Origin of the sequence: Streptomyces coeruleorubidus, from assembly GCF_028885415.1 — a bacterium.
In the GTDB taxonomy this organism is placed as follows: Bacteria; Actinomycetota; Actinomycetes; order Streptomycetales; family Streptomycetaceae; genus Streptomyces; species Streptomyces coeruleorubidus_A.
Genome location: NZ_CP118527.1, coordinates 6977790 through 7002580, shown reverse-complemented (window position 1 = coordinate 7002580; position 24791 = coordinate 6977790). Strand labels below are relative to the sequence as shown.

Here is a 24791-nt window from a genome sequence, read left to right as displayed (position 1 = left end):
CTAGGGCAGCCAGACGGGGAGGAGGTCCTCCGTCAGGACGCGGTCCCACGTGGGGTGGGTGTCACGGGCCGTGATGGTCGCGTGGTGGCGTACCGCCGAGAGCAGGCCGGGACGGTCGAGGAGCGTGCCGAGGGCGTCCGCCCACTCCCCCGGGTCGTCGTGAGGTACGACGATGCCGTCCCGGCCCGGTGCGGTCAGCCACTGTGTGGTGCGCGCGCCCTCGGGCAGCACGACCGCCAGGCCGCTCGCCATCGCCTCGGCGACGACGTTGCCGCAGGTCTCCGTGCGGGACGGGAACGCGAAGACGTCACAGCCGGCGTACACCCGGGCCAACCGGTCCTGCGGGAGCGGGCCGAGGAGGCTGACGTCGGCGCCCAGGGCACGCCGGACGGGCCCGGCCTCCGCGCCGGAGCCGGCCATCACCAGGTGCACGGCCCGGCCGCGCTCCCGCAGCAGCCGCACGCTCTCGGCCAGCAGCGGCACGCCCTTGGTCGCGTCCAGCCGTCCCGCGAACAGCACCAGCGGACGGTCGGCCGGGACGCCGTGCTCGCGGCAGAGCCGGGCGCGGGCGCCGGGGTCGGGGCGAAAGCGCTGGTGGTCGATGCCGCGGCGCAGCAGGGCGACCCGGTGCGACCCGAGGGTGCGGGCGAGTTCGGCCCGCTCGGCGGGGGTCGGCACCAGCACCCGTTCGCAGCCGCCCAGGAGCCGGTCCCGCCGCCGGCGCAGCCGGGTCTCCGTCAGGTCCGCGAGGAACTCGCCCGGCGCCGGGTGGCCGCCGGGCAGCCACCGGCCGGCCAGATAGCGGGCGTAGACCGAGGCCAGCAGCGGGACGTCGGTGTGCACGGAGGCGAGCAGCCGGGGTGCCGGGGCGGTTCTGCGGGCGAGGCGGACGGCGGTGGCGGCGTAGGCGAAGCAGTGGGTGAGGTGCCAGACGTCGTGGCACGGCAGCAGGGCCGCGAGCCGGGGGTGGTACGGGGCGAGGTCGGTGACGTCCTCCGCGCCGTCGGCCGAGGTCAGGGCGGCCGTGCCGAGCACCGGGCGGAGCGTGACGAGACGCACGCGGGGCGAGAGGACGTCGACCCGTTCGCGTTCGCCGATGAAGTAGACGGTCAGGTCGAGGCCGGGCCGGGTGCCGTCGGGCCCTCGCCCCGGGAGGCGGGCGGCGCTCTCCGCGAAACGCTCCCAGCACTTCACATGGCCGCCCGAAGTGCCGCTGCGCAGCAGCTCGACCAGGACCGCGACCGAGGTCATGATCACCGTGTACCACTCGCGCCGCGCACCCAATCCCGACACGTCCGCCAGCAATGTTGAACATTAAACAGGAATAGGTCTACGGTGGGCCGTGTTACGTAGTTAAACGTTCAACATTCATCGCAGGAGGCGTACCCCATGAGCATCTTCAGCCGCAAGGACACCGAGACCGCCACGGTCGGCGCCGTGAGCCCGGACCTGGCCGCCCTGACCGGCGACTACACGATCGACCCCGCGCACTCGACGATCGGCTTCGTCGCCCGGCACGCCATGGTCACCAACGTCAAGGGCAGCTTCCAGGACTTCACCGGCACGCTCCATCTGGACGGCACCGACCCCTCGCGGTCCACGGCCTCCCTGGACGTCGTGATGGACAGCATCGAGACGGGGAACGCCGACCGCGACGGCCACCTCAAGGGCTCGGACTTCTTCAAGGCGGACGAGTTCCCGACGATGACGTTCCGCTCCACCGGGGCGGAGGCCCTCGGCGGCGACGACTACCGCATCACCGGCGACCTGACGATCCTCGGCACCACCCGCCCCCTCACCATCGACCTCGAGTTCAACGGCGCCGCGAAGGACCCCTTCGGCAACGAGCGCGTCGGCTTCGAGGGCAAGGCGGAGATCCTGCGCTCCGAGTGGGGCCTGACCTGGAACGCCGCGCTGGAGACCGGCGGTGTCCTGGTCTCCGACAAGATCAAGCTGAGCTTCGACGTCTCGGCGATCAGGAACGCGTGAGCCCGCGCGGCCGGCCCGGCGGCGTACCGCCGGGCCGGTCTGGCCGGATCGCACCCCTTGTGGAAGGACCGGTGGCGTTCTCATAATCCAGCAGCACACTTTTGACCAGTCCATGCCAGCACATGGACGTTTCTTTTTGCCTTGTTGCTGTCATGCGCCCGTCAATTTGATGCTTCGGTTGCACCTCCCCAGTCAACCCCCCACGGAAGGCATCACGTTGAAGAGACTTCTCACCGCCCTCAAGAGATGCGCGGCCCTCGGAGCCGCCGCCCTCGCGATCGCCAGCCTTCAGCCCGTCTCCGCCGCGCAGGCCGCCCCGTCGCCCGTCGTCGGCGGGACGCGGGCCGCGCAGGGCGAGTTCCCGTTCATGGTCCGGCTCTCCATGGGCTGCGGCGGCGCGCTCTACACCCAGCAGATCGTGCTCACGGCCGCGCACTGCGTGGGCAGGTCCGGCAACAACACCGGCATCACCGCCACCGCGGGGGTCGTCGACCTCCAGTCCACCAGCGGCCGCGTCCAGGTCCGCTCCACCAAGGTGCTCCGCGCTCCCGGCTACAACGGCACCGGCAAGGACTGGGCGCTCATCAAGCTCGCGCAGCCCATCAACCTGCCGACCCTGAAGATCGCCACCACCGCGCAGTACAACACCGGTGACTTCACCGTCGCCGGCTGGGGCGCGAACCGCGAGGGCGGTTCCCAGCAGCGCTACCTGCTGAAGGCGACCGTGCCGTTCGTCGGCGACGCCGCCTGCAAGGCCTACGGCGGCCTGTACAGCGGCCTCGTCGCGAGCGAGGAGATCTGCGCCGGCTTCGACGCGGGCGGTGTCGACACCTGCCAGGGCGACTCCGGCGGCCCCATGTTCCGCAAGGACAACGCCGGCGCCTGGATCCAGGTCGGCATCGTCAGCTGGGGTGAGGGCTGCGCCCGGCCCGAGGCCCCCGGCGTCTACACGGAGGTCTCGACGTTCGCCTCCGCCATCGCCTCGGCGGCGTCGACACTCTGACCCCGCCCCACGGCTTGTGGGCCCGGCGCCGTATGGTGCCGGGCCCTCCCCCGTCCTATCGGGCCTTCCGGCCGGCCTCCAGCTTCGCGACCGCCGCCGCCACCTGCGCCGCCCGGCTCCGCGGGATCCGGGCGCGCAGTACACCGAGCATCGCCAGGTACCGGTCCGTCCGTCCGAGCGCCTCGAAGGCCGCCGCGGCCCGCGGGCTCCGCTCCAGTGCCGCCGCGAGCTCCTCCGGGACCTCCGCCTCCTGCTGGGAGGCGTACGCCGCCTCCCACCGTCCGTCCGCCCGCGCGACCGCCACCTCAGCGAGCCCGCCGGGCCGCATCCGCCCGGCGGCGGTCAGCTCCTCGACCCGCCGGACGTTGACCATGGACCAGAGGCTGCCGGGGCGCCGCGGGGTGATCCTCTGGAGGTAGTACGACTCGTCGAGCCCCTTGCGCTGCCCGGTGATCCACCCGTGGCACAGCGCCACGTCGTTGACGTCGGCGGCGCTGACGGACGGGATTCCCGAGCCCTTCTTGGCGACCTTGACCCAGAGGCCGGGATGCGGGGCGGGGTGTGCGGTCAGCCAGGAGTCCAGGTCGGCGGCGGTCGCGAAGGAGAGCGGGTCTGCGGAGGCGGTCATGGCACCACCGTAGGGAGGGAGTAGGGCGGATTCCGTCCGCTATGCGAGCAGCGCGCGTGCCTGTTCACGGGCGTGGGCGACGGCGTCCGGGAAGATGCCCAGGCCGTGCGCGACGAGCGCCCCCTCGTGCAGCAGCATCAGCGCCCGGGCCAGGGCGTCGGCTCCCTCCGGGGCGATGTCCGAGGCGAGGCGGGTGAAGAGGGCGAGCATCCACTGCTTCTGCCCGGTGATGATCGGGTGGGCCGGATGGGCGGGGTCGCTGATCTCCGCGTGGGCGTTGACCATGCTGCACCCCTTGGGGCTGAGCTCCGCCGCCCACGCGCGCGAGGCGTCGAAGACCGCCAGGACGCGCTCCCCCGGCTCCGGCCCCGCCGCGTCGAGGCGCTCGGCGAGGAAGGCCCGCCAGCGCTCGTCGCGGTCCGCGAGGTACTCCACGACGATCTGCTCCTTGGAGCCGAACCGGTCGTAGAGGGTCTTCTTCGTCACTCCGGCCTCGGCGGCGATGAGGTCGACGCCGACGGCGTGGATGCCGCGCTCGTAGAACAGCCGGGCGGCCGCTTCCAGGACGCGACGGGCGGCCGGCGTCATCGTGATCCGGCGCGGGGTCTCGGCGGTGGTACCCATGACACCCGAGTATACCGATCTGTATAGTGGGTGGGGAACGGGTATACCGATCTGTCTACTGGTTGTGATGTTCGTGAACATCCTGCTCTCCGTCGCCTTCGTCCTGTGCTGGAGCTCCGGGTTCATCGGTGCCAAGCTCGGTGCGGGCAGCGCGTCCGCGATCACGGTCCTGATGTGGCGGTTCCTGCCGCTGGCCGTCGTCCTCGTCGCCGTCGCCGTCGTCATGCGCGCGGCCTGGCGAGGGCTCACCGCCCGGGACGTGACCCGGCAGGCCGTCATCGGCGTGCTGTCGCAGAGCGGCTATCTGCTCAGCGTCTACTACGCCATCCAGCTCGGCGTCTCCAGCGGCACGACGGCCCTGATCGACGGGGTTCAGCCCCTCGTCGCCGGGGCCCTCGCGGGACCGCTGCTGGGGCAGTACGTCTCGGGCCGGCAGTGGATCGGCCTGGGGCTGGGGCTGAGCGGCGTCGCCGCGGTCACCCTGGCCGACGCCGCGGCCGGGACCGGCGTGGCCTGGTGGGCGTACGCCGTCCCGCTGCTCGGCATGCTGTCCCTGGTCGCGGCGACGTTCCTGGAGAGCCGGTCCCGCTCGCGGGTCGCTCCCTCGGTGTCGCTGACCGTCCACTGCGCCACCAGCGCCGTCCTCTTCTCCGCGCTGGCCCTGAGCACCGGAGCCGCCGCACCGCCCGCCGAGGGCGGGTTCTGGGTGGCCGTCGCCTGGCTCGTGGGTCTGTCCACGTTCGGCGGGTACGGGCTGTACTGGCTCATCCTCAAGCGCTCCGGGGTGACGAAGGTGAACACGCTGATGTTCCTCATGGCCCCGGTCACGGCCGTCTGGGGCGCGCTGATGTTCGGTGAGCCGTTCGGCGCGCAGACCGCTCTCGGTCTGGCCGTCTGTCTCGTGGCCGTGATCGTCGTCCACCGCGGTGGCGGCCGGAAGGACACGGCTGTGACGGCCGCCCGCGGCGAGCCGGAGGAAAACCGGTGGACCCGCGCCCCCGGGCCTGCCTAACGTCTTGCCCATGTCCAGCCCCGAGGCGTCCAGAGTGCGGCCACCGGCTCTCCGGTGGCTGCTCGTGATGCCGGGCCGCTGAAGCCCGCTCGCTCCGCTGCCGGAAGCCGTCCGACCTGTCGTGTCCGACGTCGACTTCGGGGTGCGGAGTTTTTTCGTGCCGTTCGCTCTGCTTCTGCTGGGCCTTGCCGTGTTCGCGCAAGGAACGTCCGAGTTCATGCTGTCCGGTCTGGTGCCGGACATCGCGCGGAATCTGGGAGTGTCCGTTCCCGCGGCAGGGGCGCTGACCTCCGCCTTCGCGGTGGGGATGGTCGTGGGGGCGCCGCTGGTGGCGGGCCTCGCGCGACGCTGGCCGCGGCGGGGTGCGCTGCTGGCGTTCCTCGTCGTGTTTCTCGCCGTCCATGTCGTCGGTGCCCTCACCGGCAGTTTCGAGGTGCTGCTCGCCACCCGGGTCGTGGGGGCGCTCGCGAGCGCCGGTTTCCTCGCCGTCGCCCTCGTGGCCGCCGTGGACATGGTCCCGGCGGACGCGAAGGGGCGGGCCACGTCCATGCTGCTGGGCGGGGTGACGCTGGCGTGCGTGGCCGGGGTGCCCGCCGGGGCCGTGCTGGGCGGGCTGTGGGGCTGGCGTGCGGCGTTCTGGGCCGTGGCGCTGGTGTCCCTGCCCGCGCTGGTGGCGGTCGCCAGGTCGGTGCCCGGCGGTGCGGCCGGCGGTGCGGCCGGGGGTGCGCCGCCCGCGCTGCGCGGTGAACTGCGGTCGCTGCGCAGCCCCCGGCTGGTCGTCACGCTGGTGCTGGGCGCCCTCGTGAACGGTGCGACGTTCTGCACCTTCACCTATCTGGCGCCGCTGGTCACCGAGGTGGCGGGGCTGGGCAACGCCTGGGTTCCCGGGGTGCTCGCGCTGTTCGGGGCCGGGTCGTTCGCGGGGGTGAGCGCCGCGGGGCGGTTCGCCGACCGGCGTCCCGTGCCGGTCCTGGTCTTCGGGGGCGTCGCGGTGTGCCTGGGCTGGTGCCTCCTGGCCCTCGGGGCCGGGCACCCGGCCCTGGCACTCGGACTCGTCTTCGCCCAGGGGGCGCTGTCCTTCGGCGTCGGCTCCACGCTGATCTCCCAGGTGCTGTACGCGGCACCGGGCGCGCCCACACTGGCCGGGGGTTTCGCCACGGCCGCGTTCAACGTGGGTGCCGCGCTGGGCCCTTGGGCCGGTGGTGTGGTGATCGACGCGGGGTTCGGGTACCGGGCACCGGTGTGGGTCAGTGCGGGGCTGGTCGCGCTGGCGGGTGTGGTGGCCGGGGGCGTGTGGCGGGAGCGGGAGCGGGTGCTGGGCCGGGACGTGGTGGCGGACTGACTTCCGGCTCGGGTTGCCGGGGGTCTCACGGGCCGGGACGTGGTGGGGCGTTGATCACAGACACCGACACCGGCGCACAGGCCGTGGACCGGGACGTGGTGGGGCGTGGACCTCCGGCACGGGTGCGCGGGCCCTGGACCCGAACCCAGCCGGGCGCCCACCACCCGGCACGGGCGCGTGGCCCTGAACCGGGACCCGGCCCGGCGCCGACCAACGACACCGCGCACGGACCCTGAACCGCGACGCGGTGCAGCGCCGACCTCCGCCACAGGCGCGGACCCTGGACCCGAACCCAGCCGGGCGCCCACCACCCGGCACGGGCGCGTGGCCCTGAACCGGGACCCGGCCCGGCGCCGACCAACGACACCGCGCACGGACCCTGAACCGCGACGCGGTGCAGCGCCGACCTCCGCCACAGGCGCGGACCCTGGACCCGAACCCAGCCGGGCGCCCACCACCCGGCACGGGCACGGACCCAGAACCCGGACCCAGCCCGACGCCAACCAACGACACCGCGTACGGACCCTGAACCAGGGACCGAACCGGGCGCCAACCACCGACACAGGTGCGCGGCCCCTGAACCCAGACCCAGCCGGGCCCCCACCACCCGGCACCGGCACACGTGTCGCGGCCGGGCGCTGACCACCGGTCGGGGCCGGAGCTGAGGGCAGCGCCCGGGGCTGGGCCTTCCGACGGCGCTCGGCCTGTTCGCGGAGGGCGGGCTCGGACGCGCCGGTCGTGAGGCCGCCGGCGCGTCCGATCGCCGCTCCCGTCAGAAGCCGCCCCCGAAGTCCCCTCCCCCACCGAAGTCGCCGCCGCCGAAGCCCCCGTCACCGAAGCCGCCCCCGTAGTCACCGGTGTCGAAGTCCGCGCCGGAGACGTCGCCGCCCTCGTAGCCGCCGAAGTCGCCGTAGCCGGAGCCGTAGTCGGCCCCGTAGGCGGGGGCGGCCATCATGCTGCCGAGCATGGTGCCGATGAGGAGGCCGGGCAGGATGCCGCCGCCGAAATAACCGCCGGCCCAGGGGCCGTACGCCGGACCGGCCTCCCAGTACGGGCGGCGGCCGTACTCGGTGTCGACCTCGCGGATCACCGGGTCGCGGCCCTCGGCGAGCCGGGTCCGGTCGGCCGCGCAGACGGGGACGTCGCGCGTGCTGCCGCCCGGGGGCGTCCAGCTCGCGTCGGTGACCGACGGACCGTGGCGGGGATCGAAGAAGCAGGGCGGGCGCCGCTCCGGAAGCGGTCCGCCCTCGCGGCGGGCCTCGAGTCGCGCCAGGGAGAACCGGCCGTCCTCCACGGCCTGGGTGACGGCCCGCACGTCCTCCGGTTTCGTCGCCGCCGCCATCAGGGACTTCGCCTGTTCGTAGGCGTCCAGCGCGTGCTCGTAGTCCGCGCGCATCGCGTCGTCGGCGCCGGGTTCACCGGGGTGGAAGTCGAGGCGGTCGAGTTCCTCGCCGAAGGCGGTGATGTCCTCGTCGACCACCACGCGCAGCTTCTCCAGCGCGGCCCGCTGCTCCTCCTCGTGGCGGCGGCGGTTGCGGCGGGCCAGCGCGTAGGCGCCCGCGCCGCCGGCCGCGATCAGCGCGCCGACCGTGACCAGGCCGCCGACCGGCACGTCGGTACCCGAGCCGTCGCTCCAGCTGCTGGGGGCCGAGCCGCCCACGTTGCGCAGGGCGTCGTCGACGAAGTCGTTCAGCTGGGCCTTGGCATCGCCCGCGTCACGCACGGCCGTGACCAGGTTGGACACCGCCTGGCTGCTCATCACCGCGCTGTCCGCACGGGCGTCGAACTCGTCGCCGAGGCGGATGCCGTACAGGCCGGTGACGCCGGTCTCGGTGCGGAGGTTCCGGAAGAGGTCCTGCGTCGGGAAGTCCGCCGGGAGGACCGCCACGAAGACGGGCTTGTCCGCGTCCTTGATCTTGTCGGCGAGCGCCTCGGCGTCCGACTCGGCCAGCTGGCCGGAGGCGGCCGGATCGACGTAGACCGGGTTCTCGCGCAGTTCCTCGGCGACCTTCGAGAGGTCGGTGGCCGCGTGCGCACCGGGCGCCCCGGCCATCAGCGCCGCCAGTACGGCGACGACCGGCACGATCAGCAGGCGTACGAGGGTACGCACCAGTGCGGCCTTCATATGTTCGAAGCTACCCGAATCGGAACAGATAAGGGATATCGGTCAGGGCACGGATTTCGGGACACTCCCGAACTGACCGAACGGATCGGCTGACGGCGACGGCGCGGAAGGCGCCGTCAGCCGTCGCCACCCGCCTACTCGGCCGGGGTCACTCCCGCCCGCAGCAGCCCGTACGTGTACGCGTCCTCCAGGGCCTGCCAGCTCGCCGCGATGACGTTGTCGGCGACACCCACCGTCGACCACTCGCCCGTGCCGTCGGACGTGGAGATCAGCACGCGGGTCGTGGAGTTGGTGCCGTGCTTGCCCTCCAGGATGCGGACCTTGTAGTCCACCAGGTCCAGCTTGGCGAGCTGCGGGTAGATCTTCTCCAGGCCCACGCGCAGGGCCCGGTCCAGCGCGTTGACCGGGCCGTTGCCCTCGGCCGTGGCGACGATGCGCTCGCCCTTGGCCCAGAGCTTGACCGTGGCCTCGTTGGCGTGGGAGCCGTCGGGGCGGTCCTCGACGATGGCGCGCCAGGACTCGACCTCGAAGTAGCGCAGCGGCTTGCCCTGGACCTCGGTGCGCAGGAGGATCTCGAAGCTGGCGTCCGCCGCCTCGTACGTGTAGCCCCTGAGCTCGCGTTCCTTCACCCGCTCGACCACCCGGCCGACCAGCTCGCGGTCGCCGCCGAGGTCGATGCCGAGTTCCCTGCCCTTGAGCTCGATGGAGGCGCGGCCGGCCATGTCGGAGACCAGCATCCGCATGGTGTTGCCGACCTGCTCGGGGTCGATGTGCTGGTACAGGTCCGGGTCGACCTTGATGGCCGAGGCGTGCAGGCCGGCCTTGTGCGCGAAGGCCGAGACGCCGACGTAGGGCTGGTGCGTGGAGGGCGTGAGGTTGACGACCTCGGCGATCGCGTGCGAGATGCGGGTCATCTCGCGCAGCCGGCCCTCGGGCAGCACCTTCTTGCCGTACTTCAGCTCCAGGGCCGCCACGACCGGGAAGAGGTTGGCGTTGCCGACGCGTTCGCCGTAGCCGTTGGCCGTGCACTGGACGTGCGTCGCGCCCGCGTCGACGGCGGCCAGCGTGTTCGCCACCGCGCAGCCCGTGTCGTCCTGGGCGTGGATGCCGAGCCGGGCGCCCGTGTCGGCCAGGACCGTGCCGACGACCGCCTGGATCTGCGCCGGGAGCATGCCGCCGTTGGTGTCGCAGAGGACCACCACGTCCGCGCCGGCCTGCGAGGCCGTACGGACGACCGACTTCGCGTACTCGGGGTTCGCGCGGTAGCCGTCGAAGAAGTGCTCGCAGTCGACGAAGACCCGGCGGCCCTGCTCCTTCAGGAACGACACCGTGTCGCGGACCATCGCCAGGTTCTCGTCCAGGGTCGTGCGCAGGGCGAGCTCGACGTGGCGGTCGTGCGACTTGGCGACCAGCGTGATCACCTGCGCGCCGGAGTCCAGGAGCGCCCTGACCTGCGGGTCCTCGGCGGCGGTGGCGCCGGCGCGGCGGGTGGAGCCGAACGCGACCAGCTGGGCGTGCCGGAAGTCGATCTCCTGCTGGGCACGGGCGAAGAACTCGGTGTCCCGGGGGTTCGCGCCCGGCCATCCGCCCTCGATGAAGCCCACGCCGAAGTCGTCCAGGTGCCGCGCGATGGCCAGCTTGTCCGCGACGGTGAGGTTGATGCCCTCCCGCTGGGCGCCGTCGCGCAGGGTGGTGTCGAAGACGTGGAAGGAATCGTCGAGTTCGCTGGTTGCGGTCATGGTGTCAAGGCTCCTGAGGATGGGATCTCGGTCGTACCGGAATGACCGGCTCCACCGCCCTCACATACTCCCTCGCGCTCTCGCCTCCGGCTGCGGGTGGGCCAGAAATGCGAAAAACCTCTCGCGGGTGCGAGAGGTCTGCGCGCGGGTCGAGGACGACGGTGTCCGCCCGTACCTGGTCGTACGTGGCGGTCACTGCGGACCGGCGCGCCTGCTGCCAATAATCATGGCGAACGAGAGCACGGGGGCAGTCTGGCACAACCCCCGCGCTTCGCTCACGCGTGTCTCAGGATGCGGTCGGTCACTTCAAGTGACGGACGTAGACGTGCGAGGTGTCGTACGTGTCGCCGGGCACGAGGTCGGGTGAGGAGCTGCTGAAGGCGATCTGGCGGCCGTGCCGGTCGATCACCGGGGCGGACACGCTCTGGTCGTTCGGGCCGCCCTCGGCGTCCGGGCTGGCCAGGACCGTGCGCCCGGTGCGCAGGTCACGTACGTACGCCCGCGTCGTACGGTCCGTGTCGCCCGGGTCGGCCGAGACGAAGGCCAGATGCCGGTTGTCGGCGCTGAGCTGCGGACAGGCGGTGAAGGCGGCCGGGTCGGCGGCGTCGATGCGGCGCAGCTCGCCCGTCTTGAGGTCACGGACGAAGGCGTTGTGGCCGTTGTTGGTGTCGCCCGGGGTGAGCTGCGAGTCGAGCGAGTTGAAGACGACGTACCGGCCGTCGGCGCTGACCTGCGGAAACTCGGTCTGCCCGGTGGACTTCAGACCCTCCGGCGCCCGGTCGGCGTGGAACAGCTCGCCGCTCGGCACGTCCCGGACGTAGGCGTCGCTCCAGTCGCCCGAGGCGGGGTGCGGGACGAAGAACTGGTAGCCGACCCGGCTGCCGTCGGCGCTGATGGTCGGGTGGGTGGCGGCGGTCTTCCGGTCGCCCGCCGCGGGCACCTGGCTGATGCGGGCGGCCTCGCCGGTGGTGCGGTCGACGCGGTAGACGCGTCCCCAGCCGTCGTCGGACTGCGTGAACTGCGAGCGCTGGGCGACGAAGGCGACGTAGCGGCCGTCGGCGCTGATGGCGGGCTGCCGGCCGGTGTCGTAGCCCGTGGCGACGGTGTCCTCGACGCGCTGGAGGGCGCCGGACTTCAGGTCCTTGACCCAGATGTGGCTGCGGCCGTCGCCGTCGGTGGCGCCGTAGGCCAGGTACCGGCCGTTGCCGCTGAGGGCGACGTCGTCGACCGGGCCGCCGTCCGTCGCTGTACTGGCCAGCCGGGTCGTGCCGGTCTTCAGGTCGCGGACGAAGGCGTCGGCGGTGCCGTCGGTGTCACCGGCGACGAGGTTGTCGGCGCTGGAGACGAAGGCCAGATGACGGCCGTCGGCGCTCAGGCTCGGCCCGCCGGAGGCGGCGTTGCCGTCGGTGCCGTCCGGGGCGATGCTCGCCTTCTCGGTCCGCGGCGCCGCCTCAGCGGCGGTCGCGCCCTGCGCGGCGACGCCGCCGAGCGTGACGGCCAGGGCCACGCCGAGCGCGACGGACGTGGCCCTCCTGGTGCTGGTCATGTGCTGTTCCCCCTGTGTCCCCGTTGACGCTTCTCCCCCGGCCCCGCGCCGAGGGCTCCCCAGAGCCAACAGCACCACGGGCCACAGGGTCAATCCGTCGTATTGAGTACAACCCGGGCGGGTGTTCAGGTGTCCGCGAGGAGGCTGTCGGCGAGGAACTCGCGCACGTGCCTGAGGACTTGGGCCCGGTCGGTACCGCGCAGGCCGATCGCCACATGGATGGCGAAGCCGTCCAGCAGCGCCCGCAGGCGGGCGGCGAACCGGTCCGGGTCGACGCTTTTGAACTCGCCCCGCGAGATGCCCTCGGCGAGCAGGGCCACCAGGTCGCGGTGCCAGACGCCCTCGATGGCGGCCTGCCGGTCGCGGGCGTCTGCGTCGGCGGCAGCGCTCTGCGAGCGGTTCCACACCTCAAGCCACAACGTCCAGTGCGGGTCGCGGTGGCCGTCGGGGACGTAGAGGTCGACGTAGGCGTCGAGACGTTCGCGGGCGGTGGCGGCGCGGGTCAGCAGCCGTCCGCGCTCGGCGCCCAGGCGGCCCTCGCTCCACTCCAGGGTGCGCAGCAGCAGTTCGTCCTTGGAGCCGAAGTAGTAGAGCAGGTGGCCGCTGCTCATGCCGACCTCGCGGCCGAGCGCCGCCATGGTGAGCTTCTCCAGGCCGCGCTCGGCGATCATCTCCATGGCGGCGGCGAGCACGTCCTCGCGGGGCGGGGCCTGCCTGCGCCCACCGGCCATCTGCTGCTCCCGGGTGCTAGATCTTCGGCTGTTGCTGGGTGATGCAGTGGATGCCTCCACCGCCAGCGAAGATCGTACGGGCGTCGACCAGTGTCACGGTCCGCTGCGGGAACAGGCGGCGGAAGATGCCGGCCGCGAGTTCGTCGCTCGGGTCGTCGAAGCCGCACAGGACCACGCCGCCGTTGCAGAGGTAGTGGTTGATGTAGGAGTAGTCGGCCCAGTGGCCGTCGGCCTCCAGGACGGTGGGGGCGGGCACCTCGACAACCTCCAGGCGGCGGCCGCGCGCGTCCGTCTGCGCTTTCAGCAGGCCGGTGATCTCCTTCGTCACCTCGTGGTCGGGATGCGCGGGGTCGGGCTGCACATGGGCCACGACCACGCCGGGGCGGGCGAAGGCCGCGACGATGTCGACGTGGCCGAGGGTGCCGAAGCCGTGCGGGGGGTAGTCGCCGGTCAGGCCGCGCGGCAGCCAGATCGCCTTGCGGGTGCCGAGCAGGGCGTGGATCTCGACCTCGACCCGCTCCCGCGTCCAGCCGGGGTTGCGCTCGGGACCCAGGTGCACGGTCTCGGTCAGCAGGACCGTGCCCTCGCCGTCCACATGGATCGCCCCGCCCTCGTTGACGAGGTGCGAGGTGTACGTCCGTGCCCCCGCGAGGTCCGCGACGCAGGCGGCGATCTTCGCGTCGTGCTCCCAGCGGGCCCAGCTCTGGGCGCCCCAGCCGTTGAACGTCCAGTCGACGGCGGCCAGTTCGCCGCGGCCGTCGGTCAGGAAGGTCGGGCCGATGTCGCGCATCCAGGCGTCGTCGAGGTCGCGTTCGACCGTCTCGATCCCTTCGCCCAGCAGGGTGCGGGCCTGCTCCGACTGCCCGGGGCCGCACACCACCGTCACCGGCTCGAACCGGCGGATCGCGCGGGCCACCGAGGCCCAGGCGAGCCGGGCGGCGGCCAAGTCCTCCGGGTCGTCGAAGGTCGGGTTCGGGCCCGGCCAGGCCATCCAGGTGCGCTCGTGCGGGGCCCATTCGGCGGGCATGCGGAAGCCGTCGGCGGCTGCGGGCATCGTGAACCTCAGAGGAAGTAGAGACGGTTGAGGGAGACGGACTCGGCCGGTTCGGAGCGCAGCGGCTCACCGTCGAGGGTGACGAGGCCGGTGCGCTGGTCGACGTCGACGGCCCCGGTACGGGAGTTGAGGCGCAGGTCGGCCGGGCCGATACCGCGCGTGCCGCGCACGGCGACCCTGCGACGCCGGGTGGGCAGGCTGTCGTTGCCCTGGTCGAGGGCGGCCCGCGCGACGAAGGCGACGGAGATGTCGGCGGGCGTCGTGCCGTGCGCCCCGAACTGCGGCCCCAGCACCAGAGGTTCGCAGGTGTCGGTCGCCGCGTTCGGGTCGCCGGTCACGCCGTACGCCGGGAAGCCGGCCTTCAGCACGAGCTGCGGCTTGGCCCCGAAGTACTCCGGCCGCCACAGCACGATGTCGGCGAGCTTGCCGGCCTCCAGCGACCCCACCTCGTGCGCGAGGCCGTGCGCGATGGCCGGATTGACGGTCAGCTTGGCGATGTACCTCAGGACGCGTTCGTTGTCGTGGCCGCACTCCGGGGCGCCGAGCTCGGCCTTCATCTTCCCGGCCATCGCGAACGTACGGCGGACGGTCTCGCCCGCGCGCCCCATGCCCTGCGCGTCCGACGAGGTGATGCCGATCGCGCCCAAGTCGTGCAGGACGTCCTCGGCGCCCATGGTGCCGGCGCGGATGCGGTCGCGGGCCATGGCGGCGTCGCCGGGCAGGTCGGTCTTGAGGTCGTGGACGGAGACGATCATGCCGTAGTGCTCGGCGACGGCGTCCCGGCCGAAGGGCAGCGTCGGGTTGGTGGAGGAGCCGATGACGTTCGGCACGCCCGCCATCTTCAGCACGTTGGGGACGTGCCCGCCGCCGCAGCCCTCGATGTGGAAGGCGTGGATGGTCCGGCCCTCCAGCACCCGCAGGGTGTCCTCCACGGACAGGCACTCGTTCAGCCCGTCGCTGTGCAGGGCGACTTGGACGTCGTGCTCCTCGGCGACGCGCAGGGCGGTGTCCAGGGCACGCGTGTGGGCGCCCATGTCCTCGTGCACCTTGAAGCCGCAGGCGCCGCCCTCGGCGAGGGCCTCGACCAGCGGCGCCGCGTGGGACGACGAACCCCGGCCCAGGAAGCCGATGTTGACCGGCCAGGCGTCGAAGGCGTTGAACGCGTGCCGCAGCGCCCAGGGCGAGTTGACGCCGACGCCCCACACGGGCCCGAACTCCTGCCCGATGACCGTGGTCGCACCGGAGGCGAGCGAGGCCTCCATGATGCGCGGCGACAGCAGGTGGACGTGGGTGTCGACGGCTCCGGCGGTGGCGATGAGCCCCTCGCCGGAGACGATCGACGTGCCGGTGCCGACGACGACGTCGACCCCGTCGAGGGTGTCGGGGTTCCCGGCCCGCCCGATCGAGCAGATCCGTCCCTCGCGGATGCCGATCGACACCTTCCGGATGCCCTGCACGGCGTCGATCACCACGACGTTGCTGACGACGACGTCACAGGTCTCCCGGACGGCGGCGGCCTTGAGGTGCAGCCCGTCGCGGGCGGTCTTGCCGAACCCGGCGAGGAACTCGTCGCCGTACCGCTGGGCGTCGGACTCCACGCGGACGACCAGGCCGGAGTCTCCGAGGCGGATGCGGTCGCCGGCGCGGGGACCATGGGTGGCGGCGTACTCGTACGGGGTGAGGCGGCGGGCCTCGGCGGGGTGGCCTCCCGGACGGCTCATCGCTCGACCTCCTGATCAGGTGTTTCCGCCGTGCCGAGGTATCCGCAGGCGGCGGCCCGCCGCAGGGCCTCCTCCTTGGCGCCCGGCGCGTCCAGCGGCCCGTCGACGAGTCCGGCGAACCCGATCGCGATCCGCTCGCCCCCGATCGACACCAGCCCCACCTCGACGCTCTCCCCCGGCCCGAACCGCACGGAGGACCCGGCGGGCACGGCCAGGCGCATGCCGTAGGCCTGTCCGCGGTCGAAGGCGAGCCGCGGGTTGGCCTCGAAGAAGTGGAAGTGGGAGGTGACGGAGACGGGCACGGTGGCGGTGTTGGTGACCGTCAGCCGTACGACCGCCTCGGGCTCGTCGTGCCCGGGCCCCGGCAGCAGCGCGCCCGGGGCCCGGTCGCCGAGGCCGGCGCCGATCGGGTCGCTGACGACCGCGAGCCGCGAGCCGTCGTCGAAGACCGCCTCGACGTGCACCTCGGTGACGACGTCGGCGACCCCGGGCAGCACGTCGTGCGGACCGAGGACGGCCCGGGCCCGCTCGATCGCCTCGGCGAGCCTCGCACCGTCCCGGGCGGCCTCGCACACGGTGTCCGCGACGAGCGCGGTGGCCTCCGGCACGTTCAGCCTGAGGCCGCGCGCCTTGCGGGCCCGGGCCAGCTCGGCGGCCGAGAAGAGCAGCAGCCGGTCACGTTCCGTGGGAGTCAGTCTCACTCCTCGACACCTCCTTGCCTTTCAAATCTTAGAACATCACTCTAAACGCTAAATTCCCGCAACCCGACCGTTGACGGAACACGATGGATCGCGCCACATTGAGCGTCGCTCTAAAAGTCTGGCGGCGTCGAAGGAGACCAGCCCATGCCGATCGAACAGCGCGGAGTCGACACCATCCCCGAGGAGGAGCGCACCAGCGGGCCACGGGATCTCGTCTCGATCCTGCTCGGCTCCAACCTCTGCCTGGGCGTGATCGTCTTCGGCTGGCTGCCGCCGTCCTTCGGCCTGGACTGGTGGTCGTCGGTCAGCGCGGTGCTCGCGGGCACGGTCGTGGGCGTGGTGTTCACGGCTCCCCTCGCCCTGGTCTCGCTGCGCACCGGCACCAACCTGTCGACCTCCTCCGGCGCCCAGTTCGGGGTCCGCGGGCGGCTGATCGGCTCGGTGGTCGGACTGCTGCTGGCCCTCGGCTACACCGCCCTGACCGTGTGGATCGGCGGGGACGTGATGGTGGGCGTGCTCGGCCGGCTGGCCGGACTGCCGCAGGGCGGGGTGTCCTACGGGATCGTCTACGGGCTGCTCGCCGCGGCCACCGTCGCGGGCGCGGTGTACGGCTACCGGGTGCTGCTCGCGATGTCGCGGGTCCTCGCCTTCGGCATGACGGCCCTGCTGACGCTCGGGGTGATCGCCTACGCGCCCGATTTCACCACCGCCGCGCTGCCGGAGACCGGCGGCTATCTGCTGGGCGGGTTCTGGCCGACCTGGCTGCTCGCGGCCGTGGCCGCGGGACTGTCCGGCCCGATCGCCTTCATCACCCTCCTCGGCGACTACACCCGCTACATCTCCCCGGCCCGCCACTCCTCACGCCGGGTGCTGCACGCGACCTGGCTGGGGCTGATGCTGGGGCTGCTGGTGCCGCAGCTCTTCGGCACCTTCACGGCGTACGCGGCCCGGGCCGCCCTGGACTACGCGGGCCCGCTCGTCTCCGCCGCCCCCTCCTGGTACCTCGTCCCGCTGCTGCTCGCGGCCTCCGCGGGCTCGGTCGGCAACGCGGGCCTGATGCTGTACTCGATGGGCCTCGACCTGGACGCGATCCTGCCGCGCGCCTCACGGGCCAGGGCCACGTACACGGTCGCCGTGATCGCCACGGCCTGTGTCTTCGCCGGGCACTACTACTCGACCGCGCAGAGCGCGATGACGTCCTTCGTCCTGCTGCTGACGGCGATCGGCACGCCCTGGGCGGTCATCACCCTCATCGGCTTCGCCCGCTGCGGCGGGGTGTACGACGCGGACGCCCTCCAGGTGTTCAACCGCCGCGCGCGAGGGGGCGTCTACTGGTACCGCGCCGGCTGGAACATCCCGGCGACCGCCTCCTGGGCGGCCGGCGCGCTCGTCGGTGTCCTGGCGGTGTCCCTGCCCTCGTACGAGGGACCGCTGCTGGCGCTGACCGGCGGGGTGGACTGCAGCTTCCTGCTGTCGGGGCTGGTGGGCGGGGTGGCGTATGTGGTGTCGGCCCCGGGCGCCGTGGCTACGGAACCCGGGGGCGAGGAGGGGACCAGCACTTCTTGTCCGACCGCTTCGGGCGGCGGGTGGGCATAGGTCCGGGGGCCCGGATGGCCGAGCCCCCGGGCCAGGGGCGGGGTCAGCCCAGCTGGTGCATCCAGCCGTGCTTGTCCTCCGCCGTACCGCGCTGGATGTCGAGCAGGGCCTGACGCAGCCGCAGCGTGACCTCGCCCGGCTCACCCCCGCTCTGCTGCCACTCGGCCCCGGCCCGCTTCACCGTCCCGACCGGCGTGATCACCGCGGCCGTACCGCAGGCGAACACCTCCGTGAGCGACCCGTTCTCCGAGTCCCGCTGCCACTGGTCGACCGAGACCCGGCCCTCCTCGGCCTCGTAGCCGAGGTCACGCGCGACGGTGAGCAGCGAGTCGCGGGTGACGCCCTCCAGGATCGAGCCGGTGAGGGACGGCGTGACGATCCTGTCCCCGTACACGAAGTACAGGTTCATGCCGCCCAGTTCCTCGACCCACTTGTGCTCGACGGCGTCGAGGTAGCAGACCTGGTCGCAGCCCTTGGTCGCGGCCTCGGCCTGCGCCAGCAGGGACGCCGCGTAGTTGCCGCCGGTCTTGGCGTCGCCCATGCCGCCGGGGACGGCGCGGACACGGTCCTCGGAGACCCAGATGGAGACCGGCTTGACGCCGCCCGGGAAGTACGCGCCGGCCGGGGAGGCGATCACCAGGAACAGGTACTCGTTGGCCGGCTTCACACCCAGCCCGACCTCGGTCGCGATCATGAACGGGCGCAGGTAGAGGGACTCCTCCCCGCCGTGCGCCGGCACCCACGCCTTGTCCTGCCTCACCAGGGCGTCGCACGCCTCGATGAACGTCTCGACCGGCAGCTCGGGCATCGCCAGCCGCCGCGCGGAACGCTGGAAGCGCTCGGCGTTCTTCTCCGGGCGGAACGTGGCGACCGAGCCGTCGGGGCGGCGGTAGGCCTTCAGCCCCTCGAAGATCTCCTGCGCGTAGTGCAGGACCGTGGTGGCGGGGTCGAGGGAGATCGGCGCGTACGGCACGAGCTGGCCGTCGTGCCAGCCGCGGCCCTCCGTCCACTTGATCGTCACCATGTGGTCGGTGAAGTGGCGGCCGAACCCGGGGTTGGCCAGGATCGCCTCCCGATCTGCGGCGGAGAGCGGATTGGCGGACGGCTTGAGCTCGATCGTGGGCGTCGTCATGGGTTGAAGTCCTTCACCGGTTGTAGTGACGGGCCGCGCTCGGTACAGCTCTGATGGTGACCAGTGCTAGGACGTCCGAGCATTCCCTCGTTCCGCGGCCTCGCGTTCGATTATCGCCCGGGGGCTACGGCGGAAGGAACGGGGTGAATGCGACCCGGTGGTCGATGGTGACACCCGGCGGGAACATGCGAAAGCCGCCGGGCGCGGATGCGACCCGGCGGCTTGGGATAAGCCGGCGGCGGGTCAGCCGGCTACGCGTACGGCGAGCGCGTCGCCGATCTCCGAGGTGGAGCGGACGGGCTTGCCGCTGCGCTCCGACAGGTCGGCGGAGACCGCCTCGTCGATACGGGCGGCCTCGGCCTCGTAGCCGAGGTGGCGCAGGAGCAGGGCGACGGACAGCACCGTGGCGGTCGGGTCGGCCTTGCCCTGGCCGGCGATGTCCGGGGCCGAGCCGTGCACGGGCTCGAACATCGAGGGGAACTCTCCGGACGGGTTGATGTTGCCGGAGGCCGCCACACCGATGCCGCCGGAGACGGCCGCGGCGAGGTCGGTGATGATGTCGCCGAAGAGGTTGTCGGTGACGATCACGTCGAAGCGCTCGGGCTGGGTGACCAGGTAGATCGTGGCCGCGTCGACGTGCATGTACTCGGTGGTCACCTCGGGGAACTCCTCGGCCACCTTGTTGAAGATGTTCGTCCACAGGTGACCCGCGAAGGTCAGCACGTTGTTCTTGTGGATCAGCGCCAGCTTCTTGCGCGGGCGGGCCTGGGCACGCGCGAAGGCGTCACGGACCACGCGCTCGACACCGAAGGCCGTGTTCACGGACACCTCGGTGGCGACCTCGTGCTCGGTGCCCTTGCGGATCGTGCCGCCGTTGCCGGTGTACGGGCCCTCGGTGCCCTCGCGGACCACGACGAAGTCGATCTGCGGCTCGCCGGCCAGCGGGGTGGCGACACCCGGCAGCAGCTTCGACGGACGCAGGTTGACGTGGTGGTCGAAGGCGAAGCGGAGCTTCAGCAGGAAGCCGCGCTCCAGGACGCCGGACGGCACGCTCGGGTCGCCGATCGCGCCGAGCAGGATGGCGTCGTGCTTCTTCAGGGCGTCGAGGTCGGCGTCGGTGAGGGTCTCACCGGTGGCGTGGTAACGCTTGGCGCCGAAGTCGTACTCCTTGGTCTCCAGCTTCACATCCTGCGGAAGGACGGCGGAGAGGACCTTCAGGCCTTCGGCCACGACTTCCTGGCCGATGCCGTCACCGGGAATCACTGCGAGATTGATGCTGCGAGACATGCGGGCACCCTACTCCTCGTCCCATGGGATGACACGGGGTGTCCGTGATGCGGACAGGTGAGGGGCGCCCGCTCGGGGGACCGCACGCGGCCGTCGACCCGCGTTCACCCGTACGTGGTGCGACTGTTGGCCTCCGCTGGGAAATTCACTCGACATGGAGATCCCCCACTTCGGCATCCCGCCCGAGCTCGCCGGCCGGATGAGCATGGCGGAACAGCACGAGTACCTGCGGACGAGGCTGTCGCGGCGGCGCACTCTGGTGACGGCGGGAGCGGTCGCGGGCGGCCTGCTGACCGGCTGTTCCGGCTCGGGGCCGGGGAGCGGTACGGCGACCAGGAGCCCGTCGCCGAGCACGTCGAAGGCGCCGGGATCCTTCATCACCCCCTTCGGCCGCCATCTCGCCTTCGGCGCCGACCCGAAGACGCAGATGCGGATCTCCTGGCAGGTGCCGCTGGCGGTGAAGAGGCCGTACGTCCGGGTGGGCCTGCGCCCCGACGACCTCGGCCGCAGGATCGAGGCGGAGCTGCGCGACCTGCACACCCCGGAGCTGAAGGGCGTACGGCCGGCGGTCGAGCAGTACTACCTGCACGCGGCGCTGGACGGCCTGCGCCCGGACACGACGTACTACTACGGCGTCGGCCACGAGGGCTTCGACCCGGCGTCCCCGCAGCACCGGTCTACCGTCACGTCCTTCCGTACAGCACCCGCGAGTCCGCCGGAGCGGTTCGTGTTCACCGCGTTCGGCGACCAGGGCGTCGGCGAGGAGGCGGCTCTCAACGACCGTCTGCTGCTGCGCCGGAGCCCTGCCTTCCACCTCCACGCCGGCGACATCTGCTACGCCGACCCGACCGGCAAGGGCAAGGAGTCGGACGTCTTCGACGCCGGGCAGTGGGACCGGTTCCTGAAGCAGACCGAGCCGGTGGCCAGGTCGGTGCCGTGGATGGTGACGACCGGCAACCACGACATGGAGGCCTGGTACTCGCCGGACGGCTACGGCGGCCAGCTCGCCCGTTTCTCCCTGCCGGACAGCGGCTTCGACGCGCGCACGGCACCGGGGGTGTACGCCTTCACGTACGGCAACGTCGGCGTGGTCGCGCTGGACGCGAACGACGTGTCGTACGAGATCCCCGCCAACTTCGGCTACACGGAGGGGCGGCAGACGAAGTGGCTGGACGGGAAGCTCGGCGAGCTGCGGGGCGACGCTTCCGTCGACTTCGTCGTCGTCTTCTTCCACCACTGCGCGTACTCGACGTCCACGCACGCCTCCGACGGCGGGGTGCGCGCCGAGTGGCTGCCGCTGTTCGCCAGGCACCAGGTGGACCTGGTGATCAACGGGCACAACCACGTCTACGAGCGGACCGACGCCATCCGGAACGGCGGGGTGGGCAGGCCGGTGCCGGTCGGCGGGACGACGGATCCGCGGCGGGACGGGATCGTGTACGTCACGGCGGGCGGTGGCGGCAAGGAGCTGTACGGCTTCCCCGACGGCGTGAAGGAGAGCTACGAGGGGAACACCGCCGACCGCGAGTCGGTCGACACGTTCCGGTGGACGAAGTCCCGGGACACCAAGGCGGAGTCGGTGCAGTGGTCGCGGGTGCGCTACCGCGGTTTCTCGTTCCTCTCCGTGGAGGCGGAGAGCGGCGCCGCGCCGAGGCTGAAGGTGTCGGCGCTGGCGTCGAGCGGTGAGCGGATCGACCATTTCGAGGTGCGGCGCGGGGCGTGAGCCCCGCACCGCGCCTCGTCGGGTGCGGCTCCCGGATCAGGGGGTGGTACGGCTCAGTGACCGGTGGATCCGCCGTTGTCACGGCGGTCGAGGGCCCGCTGGAGGGCCGCAGCGGCGTTCTTGCGGTCGGACTCGCTCGTACGGGAGACGTGACGGACTCGGCGGCGGACGGTCGTCTCGGCCATGGGAAATCGACTCCTTCGACAGCATGGAGTGCAAAGAGGGATACGAGACGCCGGATGGGGCGGGGAGCGGTGCCGCAGGGGTTGCCTGCACGGGGCCCGGCTCACGACCGCCATTCGCTTGGTCGAGCGAGACGTTCGGCTCCTACAAAACTAAGGGAGGCCGGAGCGTCTGTCTCCACAATTACTCGGACTTCCTACTATCTGAGACGGTGGACTGCGTCACACCGCACTGACCTGCGGTGATTCCTAGAGCACGTCTCCGTCGCGCCAGTCGAAGAGCAGTTCGTGCGCGGGGTCGAGCGGGCCGGCGAGGGCCGACCGGACGTAGGTGCTGTCCTCTTCCTCCGGCAGGCGGACGACGCCGTCCTGGGGGCTGAGGGCGTGCACCTGGCCGCGCCACAGCCGCCAGCCGCGGGAGGTGTAGAGCCGGGCGCCGTCCTCGCTGGCGGACAGGGCGCCGAAGTCGTAGGCGCGGTCGACGACGCGTTCCAGCTGCGCCATGACCTGCCCGCCGAGGCCGGTGCGGCGGGCGTCGGCGCGTACGGCGACGTTCTCCACGTACCCGGCGCGCAGCCACCGGCCGCGGTGCCGCACCCGGCGCATCACGACGGCCCCGTGCGCGGCGAGCCCGGAGCCGTCGTACACGACGGCGTGCATGCCTCCGAGGCCGTGGTCCCAGTCCTCGTCGCCGAAGTCGCCGTCGAAGGCGGCGTCCAGCAGGGCCCGTACGGCGTCGAGTTCGGCGGGGGCGAGGTCGGCGGTGTGGGCGGTGCGCGCGCGGGTGGTCGTCCGGGAGGTCATCCGCCCAGTATGCGAACGGGCCGGGTGGCTCTCGACCGGTTATGCGGGCGCGGCCGGATGGGCACGGTCGACGATGAGCACGGGCACGTCCAGGCCAGGTCAGGCGGCGCCCGGGGCCGGGGTGCCGCAGACGCCGGAAGTCTGCCGGAAGTCTCCCGAACGGCAGACGCCGACGGGCCGGGTCGTGACCCGGCCCGTCGGTGCAGTGAGGGCTCAGCCCATGTGCGGGTAGCTGTAGTCGGTCGGCGGGACCAGGGTCTCCTTGATGGCGCGGGTCAGGGTCCAGCGCATCAGGTTCTGCGGGGCGCCGGCCTTGTCGTTGGTGCCGGAGGCACGGCCGCCGCCGAAGGGCTGCTGGCCGACGACGGCGCCGGTCGACTTGTCGTTGATGTAGAAGTTGCCGGCCGCGTAGCGGAGCTTGTCCGCCGTGTAGGCGGCCGCGGCGCGGTCGTTCGCGATGACCGAGCCGGTCAGGGCGTAGTCGGAGACGGACTCCATCTGCGTCAGCATCTCGTCGTACTTGTCGTCCTCGTAGACGTGCACGGCGATGATCGGGCCGAAGTACTCGGTACGGAAGACCTCGTTCTCCGGGTCGGTGCACTCGATGACGGTCGGGCGGACGAACCAGCCCTCGGAGTCGTCGTAGGTGCCGCCCGCGACGATCGTGCAGGCGGGGTCCTCCTTGGCGCGGTCGATGGCGGCCTTGTTCTTGGCGAAGGCACGCTCGTCGATGACGGCGCCGATGAAGTTCGACAGGTCGGTGACGTCACCCATCTTGATGCCGTCGACCTCGGCGGCGAGCTCCTCCTTGAAGCCGGAGTTCCAGATCGAGGCGGGGATGTACGCCCGCGACGTGGCGCTGCACTTCTGGCCCTGGTACTCGAAGGCGCCCCGGGTGAACGCCGTCTTCAGGATCGCCGGGTCGGCCGACGGGTGGGCGACGAGGAAGTCCTTGCCGCCGGTCTCGCCGACCAGACGCGGGTAGGTGCGGTACTTCTCGATGTTGTTGCCGACCGTCTTCCACAGGTACTGGAAGGTGGGGGTCGAGCCGGTGAAGTGGATGCCCGCGAGGTCGCGGTGTTCCAGGGCGACCTTGGAGACCTCGATGCCGTCGCCGGTGACGAGGTTGATGACACCCTTGGGCAGGCCGGCCTCCTCCAGCAGCTGCATGAGCAGCACGGCGGCGTGGGTCTGCGTCGGGGACGGCTTCCAGACGACGACGTTGCCCATCAGGGCCGGGGCCGTCGGCAGGTTGCCCGCGATCGCGGTGAAGTTGAAGGGCGTGATCGCGTAGACGAATCCCTCCAGCGGGCGGTGGTCCAGACGGTTCCACACACCCGGGGAGTTCGCCGGCGGCTGCTCGGCCAGGAGCTTGCGGGCGTAGGAGACGTTGAACCGCCAGAAGTCGATCAGCTCGCAGGGCGTGTCGATCTCGGCCTGCTGGGCGGTCTTGGACTGGCCGAGCATGGTGGAGGCGGCGAGCGTCTCGCGCCAGGGGCCGGAGAGCAGCTCGGCGGCGCGCAGGATGATCGCCGCGCGGTCGTCGAAGGACATCGCACGCCAGGCGGGCGCGGCGGCCAGGGCCGCGTCGATGGCGTCCTGGGCGTCAGCTTGCGTGGCGTTGCGGTACGTGCCCAGCACGGCCTGGTGGTTGTGCGGCTGGACGACCTTGAACTCATCACCGCCGCCCATCCGCTTCTCGCCGCCGATGGTGCAGGGAAGGTCGACGGGGTTGTCGGCCAGCTCCTTCAGCCTGGCCTCCAGCCGGGCACGCTCGGGCGAGCCGGGGGCATAGCCGTGCACCGGCTCGTTGACGGGGGTGGGGACCTGGGTCACAGCGTCCATGTTTTCC

General features: G+C 72.0%; 21 protein-coding genes. 6 read left to right on the top strand and 15 right to left on the bottom strand.

The annotated features are described in order from the left end of the window. Nucleotides 1–1251 (bottom strand): glycosyltransferase, encoded by a 1251-nt coding sequence (locus tag PV963_RS32660; protein ID WP_274819933.1) that lies wholly within the window; start codon nucleotides 1249–1251, stop codon nucleotides 1–3. 138 nt (nucleotides 1252–1389) lie between these two features. On the opposite strand from PV963_RS32660, the gene PV963_RS32655 reads away from it, so the two are divergent. Together PV963_RS32655 and PV963_RS32650 are read left to right on the top strand one after the other, a co-directional pair. Next, entirely contained in the window at nucleotides 1390–1989 is a 600-nt protein-coding gene (locus PV963_RS32655; protein WP_274819931.1) for a YceI family protein, read from the top strand. A 217-nt stretch (nucleotides 1990–2206) separates the two neighbouring features. Then, nucleotides 2207–2992 carry a S1 family peptidase gene (locus PV963_RS32650; RefSeq protein ID WP_274819929.1) on the top strand — a complete coding sequence of 262 codons (786 nt, stop codon included), beginning with the start codon at nucleotides 2207–2209 and terminating at the stop codon, nucleotides 2990–2992. 55 nt (nucleotides 2993–3047) lie between these two features. On the opposite strand, the gene PV963_RS32645 is transcribed toward PV963_RS32650, so the two are convergent. Beyond that, nucleotides 3048–3620, bottom strand: a complete 573-nt coding sequence (locus PV963_RS32645; protein ID WP_274819927.1) for a YdeI/OmpD-associated family protein — start codon at nucleotides 3618–3620, stop codon at nucleotides 3048–3050. 39 nt (nucleotides 3621–3659) lie between these two features. Further along, nucleotides 3660–4244, bottom strand: coding sequence for a TetR/AcrR family transcriptional regulator (locus PV963_RS32640; protein WP_274819925.1), 585 nt, complete (start codon nucleotides 4242–4244; stop codon nucleotides 3660–3662). Nucleotides 4245–4317: 73 nt separating this feature from the next. Here PV963_RS32640 and PV963_RS32635 point away from each other — a divergent pair, with 73 nt between their 5' ends. Continuing rightward, nucleotides 4318–5256: a DMT family transporter gene (locus tag PV963_RS32635; protein WP_274822182.1), complete on the top strand. Its 939-nt coding sequence runs from the start codon at nucleotides 4318–4320 to the stop codon at nucleotides 5254–5256. Nucleotides 5257–5413: 157 nt separating this feature from the next. After that, nucleotides 5414–6598 carry a Cmx/CmrA family chloramphenicol efflux MFS transporter gene (locus PV963_RS32630; protein WP_274819924.1) on the top strand — a complete coding sequence of 395 codons (1185 nt, stop codon included), beginning with the start codon at nucleotides 5414–5416 and terminating at the stop codon, nucleotides 6596–6598. A 772-nt stretch (nucleotides 6599–7370) separates the two neighbouring features. Here PV963_RS32630 and PV963_RS32625 read toward each other — a convergent pair. The 7 genes from PV963_RS32625 to ureA all read right to left on the bottom strand — a co-directional run bounded on the left by PV963_RS32625 (nucleotide 7371) and on the right by ureA (nucleotide 16215). After that, a complete protein-coding gene (locus tag PV963_RS32625) occupies nucleotides 7371–8723 on the bottom strand; it encodes a hypothetical protein (protein WP_274819922.1) in 1353 nt (450 codons plus the stop codon). Nucleotides 8724–8857: 134 nt separating this feature from the next. Next, complete coding sequence (gene cimA / locus PV963_RS32620) at nucleotides 8858–10462, bottom strand: citramalate synthase (RefSeq protein ID WP_274819920.1); 1605 nt, start codon at nucleotides 10460–10462, stop codon at nucleotides 8858–8860. Between the two features lie 301 nt (nucleotides 10463–10763). Continuing rightward, nucleotides 10764–12008: a hypothetical protein gene (locus PV963_RS32615; RefSeq protein WP_274819918.1), complete on the bottom strand. Its 1245-nt coding sequence runs from the start codon at nucleotides 12006–12008 to the stop codon at nucleotides 10764–10766. Between the two features lie 125 nt (nucleotides 12009–12133). Next, the gene (locus tag PV963_RS32610; RefSeq protein ID WP_274819916.1) at nucleotides 12134–12739 is read right to left on the bottom strand and encodes a TetR/AcrR family transcriptional regulator; all 606 of its coding nucleotides are present in this window, start codon (nucleotides 12737–12739) and stop codon (nucleotides 12134–12136) included. Between the two features lie 16 nt (nucleotides 12740–12755). Beyond that, on the bottom strand, nucleotides 12756–13793 hold the full coding sequence (locus PV963_RS32605; protein ID WP_274819915.1) for an agmatine deiminase family protein: 1038 nt from the start codon (nucleotides 13791–13793) through the stop codon (nucleotides 12756–12758). A gap of 8 nt (nucleotides 13794–13801) precedes the next feature. Beyond that, on the bottom strand, nucleotides 13802–15514 hold the full coding sequence (locus PV963_RS32600) for an urease subunit alpha (protein ID WP_274819913.1): 1713 nt from the start codon (nucleotides 15512–15514) through the stop codon (nucleotides 13802–13804). Further along, nucleotides 15511–16215: an urease subunit gamma gene (gene ureA / locus PV963_RS32595; RefSeq protein ID WP_274819911.1), complete on the bottom strand. Its 705-nt coding sequence runs from the start codon at nucleotides 16213–16215 to the stop codon at nucleotides 15511–15513. The genes PV963_RS32600 and ureA overlap by 4 nt, the downstream gene beginning before the upstream one ends. A gap of 144 nt (nucleotides 16216–16359) precedes the next feature. Here ureA and PV963_RS32590 point away from each other — a divergent pair, with 144 nt between their 5' ends. Further along, complete coding sequence (locus PV963_RS32590; RefSeq protein WP_274819909.1) at nucleotides 16360–17811, top strand: cytosine permease; 1452 nt, start codon at nucleotides 16360–16362, stop codon at nucleotides 17809–17811. A 43-nt stretch (nucleotides 17812–17854) separates the two neighbouring features. On the opposite strand, the gene PV963_RS32585 is transcribed toward PV963_RS32590, so the two are convergent. Both PV963_RS32585 and PV963_RS32580 read right to left on the bottom strand, forming a co-directional pair. Next, a complete protein-coding gene (locus tag PV963_RS32585; protein ID WP_274819908.1) occupies nucleotides 17855–18943 on the bottom strand; it encodes a branched-chain amino acid aminotransferase in 1089 nt (362 codons plus the stop codon). Between the two features lie 243 nt (nucleotides 18944–19186). Beyond that, complete coding sequence (locus PV963_RS32580; RefSeq protein WP_274819906.1) at nucleotides 19187–20230, bottom strand: 3-isopropylmalate dehydrogenase; 1044 nt, start codon at nucleotides 20228–20230, stop codon at nucleotides 19187–19189. Between the two features lie 154 nt (nucleotides 20231–20384). Here PV963_RS32580 and PV963_RS32575 point away from each other — a divergent pair, with 154 nt between their 5' ends. Then, complete coding sequence (locus PV963_RS32575; protein WP_274819905.1) at nucleotides 20385–21953, top strand: purple acid phosphatase family protein; 1569 nt, start codon at nucleotides 20385–20387, stop codon at nucleotides 21951–21953. A gap of 53 nt (nucleotides 21954–22006) precedes the next feature. Here the strand turns inward: PV963_RS32575 and PV963_RS32570 are convergent, their stop codons facing one another. The 3 genes from PV963_RS32570 to pruA form a co-directional block, all read right to left on the bottom strand. Beyond that, entirely contained in the window at nucleotides 22007–22138 is a 132-nt protein-coding gene (locus PV963_RS32570; protein WP_010048656.1) for a hypothetical protein, read from the bottom strand. Between the two features lie 246 nt (nucleotides 22139–22384). After that, on the bottom strand, nucleotides 22385–22939 hold the full coding sequence (locus PV963_RS32565; protein WP_274819903.1) for a GNAT family N-acetyltransferase: 555 nt from the start codon (nucleotides 22937–22939) through the stop codon (nucleotides 22385–22387). A 213-nt stretch (nucleotides 22940–23152) separates the two neighbouring features. Next, complete coding sequence (gene pruA, locus PV963_RS32560; RefSeq protein WP_274819902.1) at nucleotides 23153–24784, bottom strand: L-glutamate gamma-semialdehyde dehydrogenase; 1632 nt, start codon at nucleotides 24782–24784, stop codon at nucleotides 23153–23155. Between the last annotated feature and the right edge of the window lie 7 nt (nucleotides 24785–24791).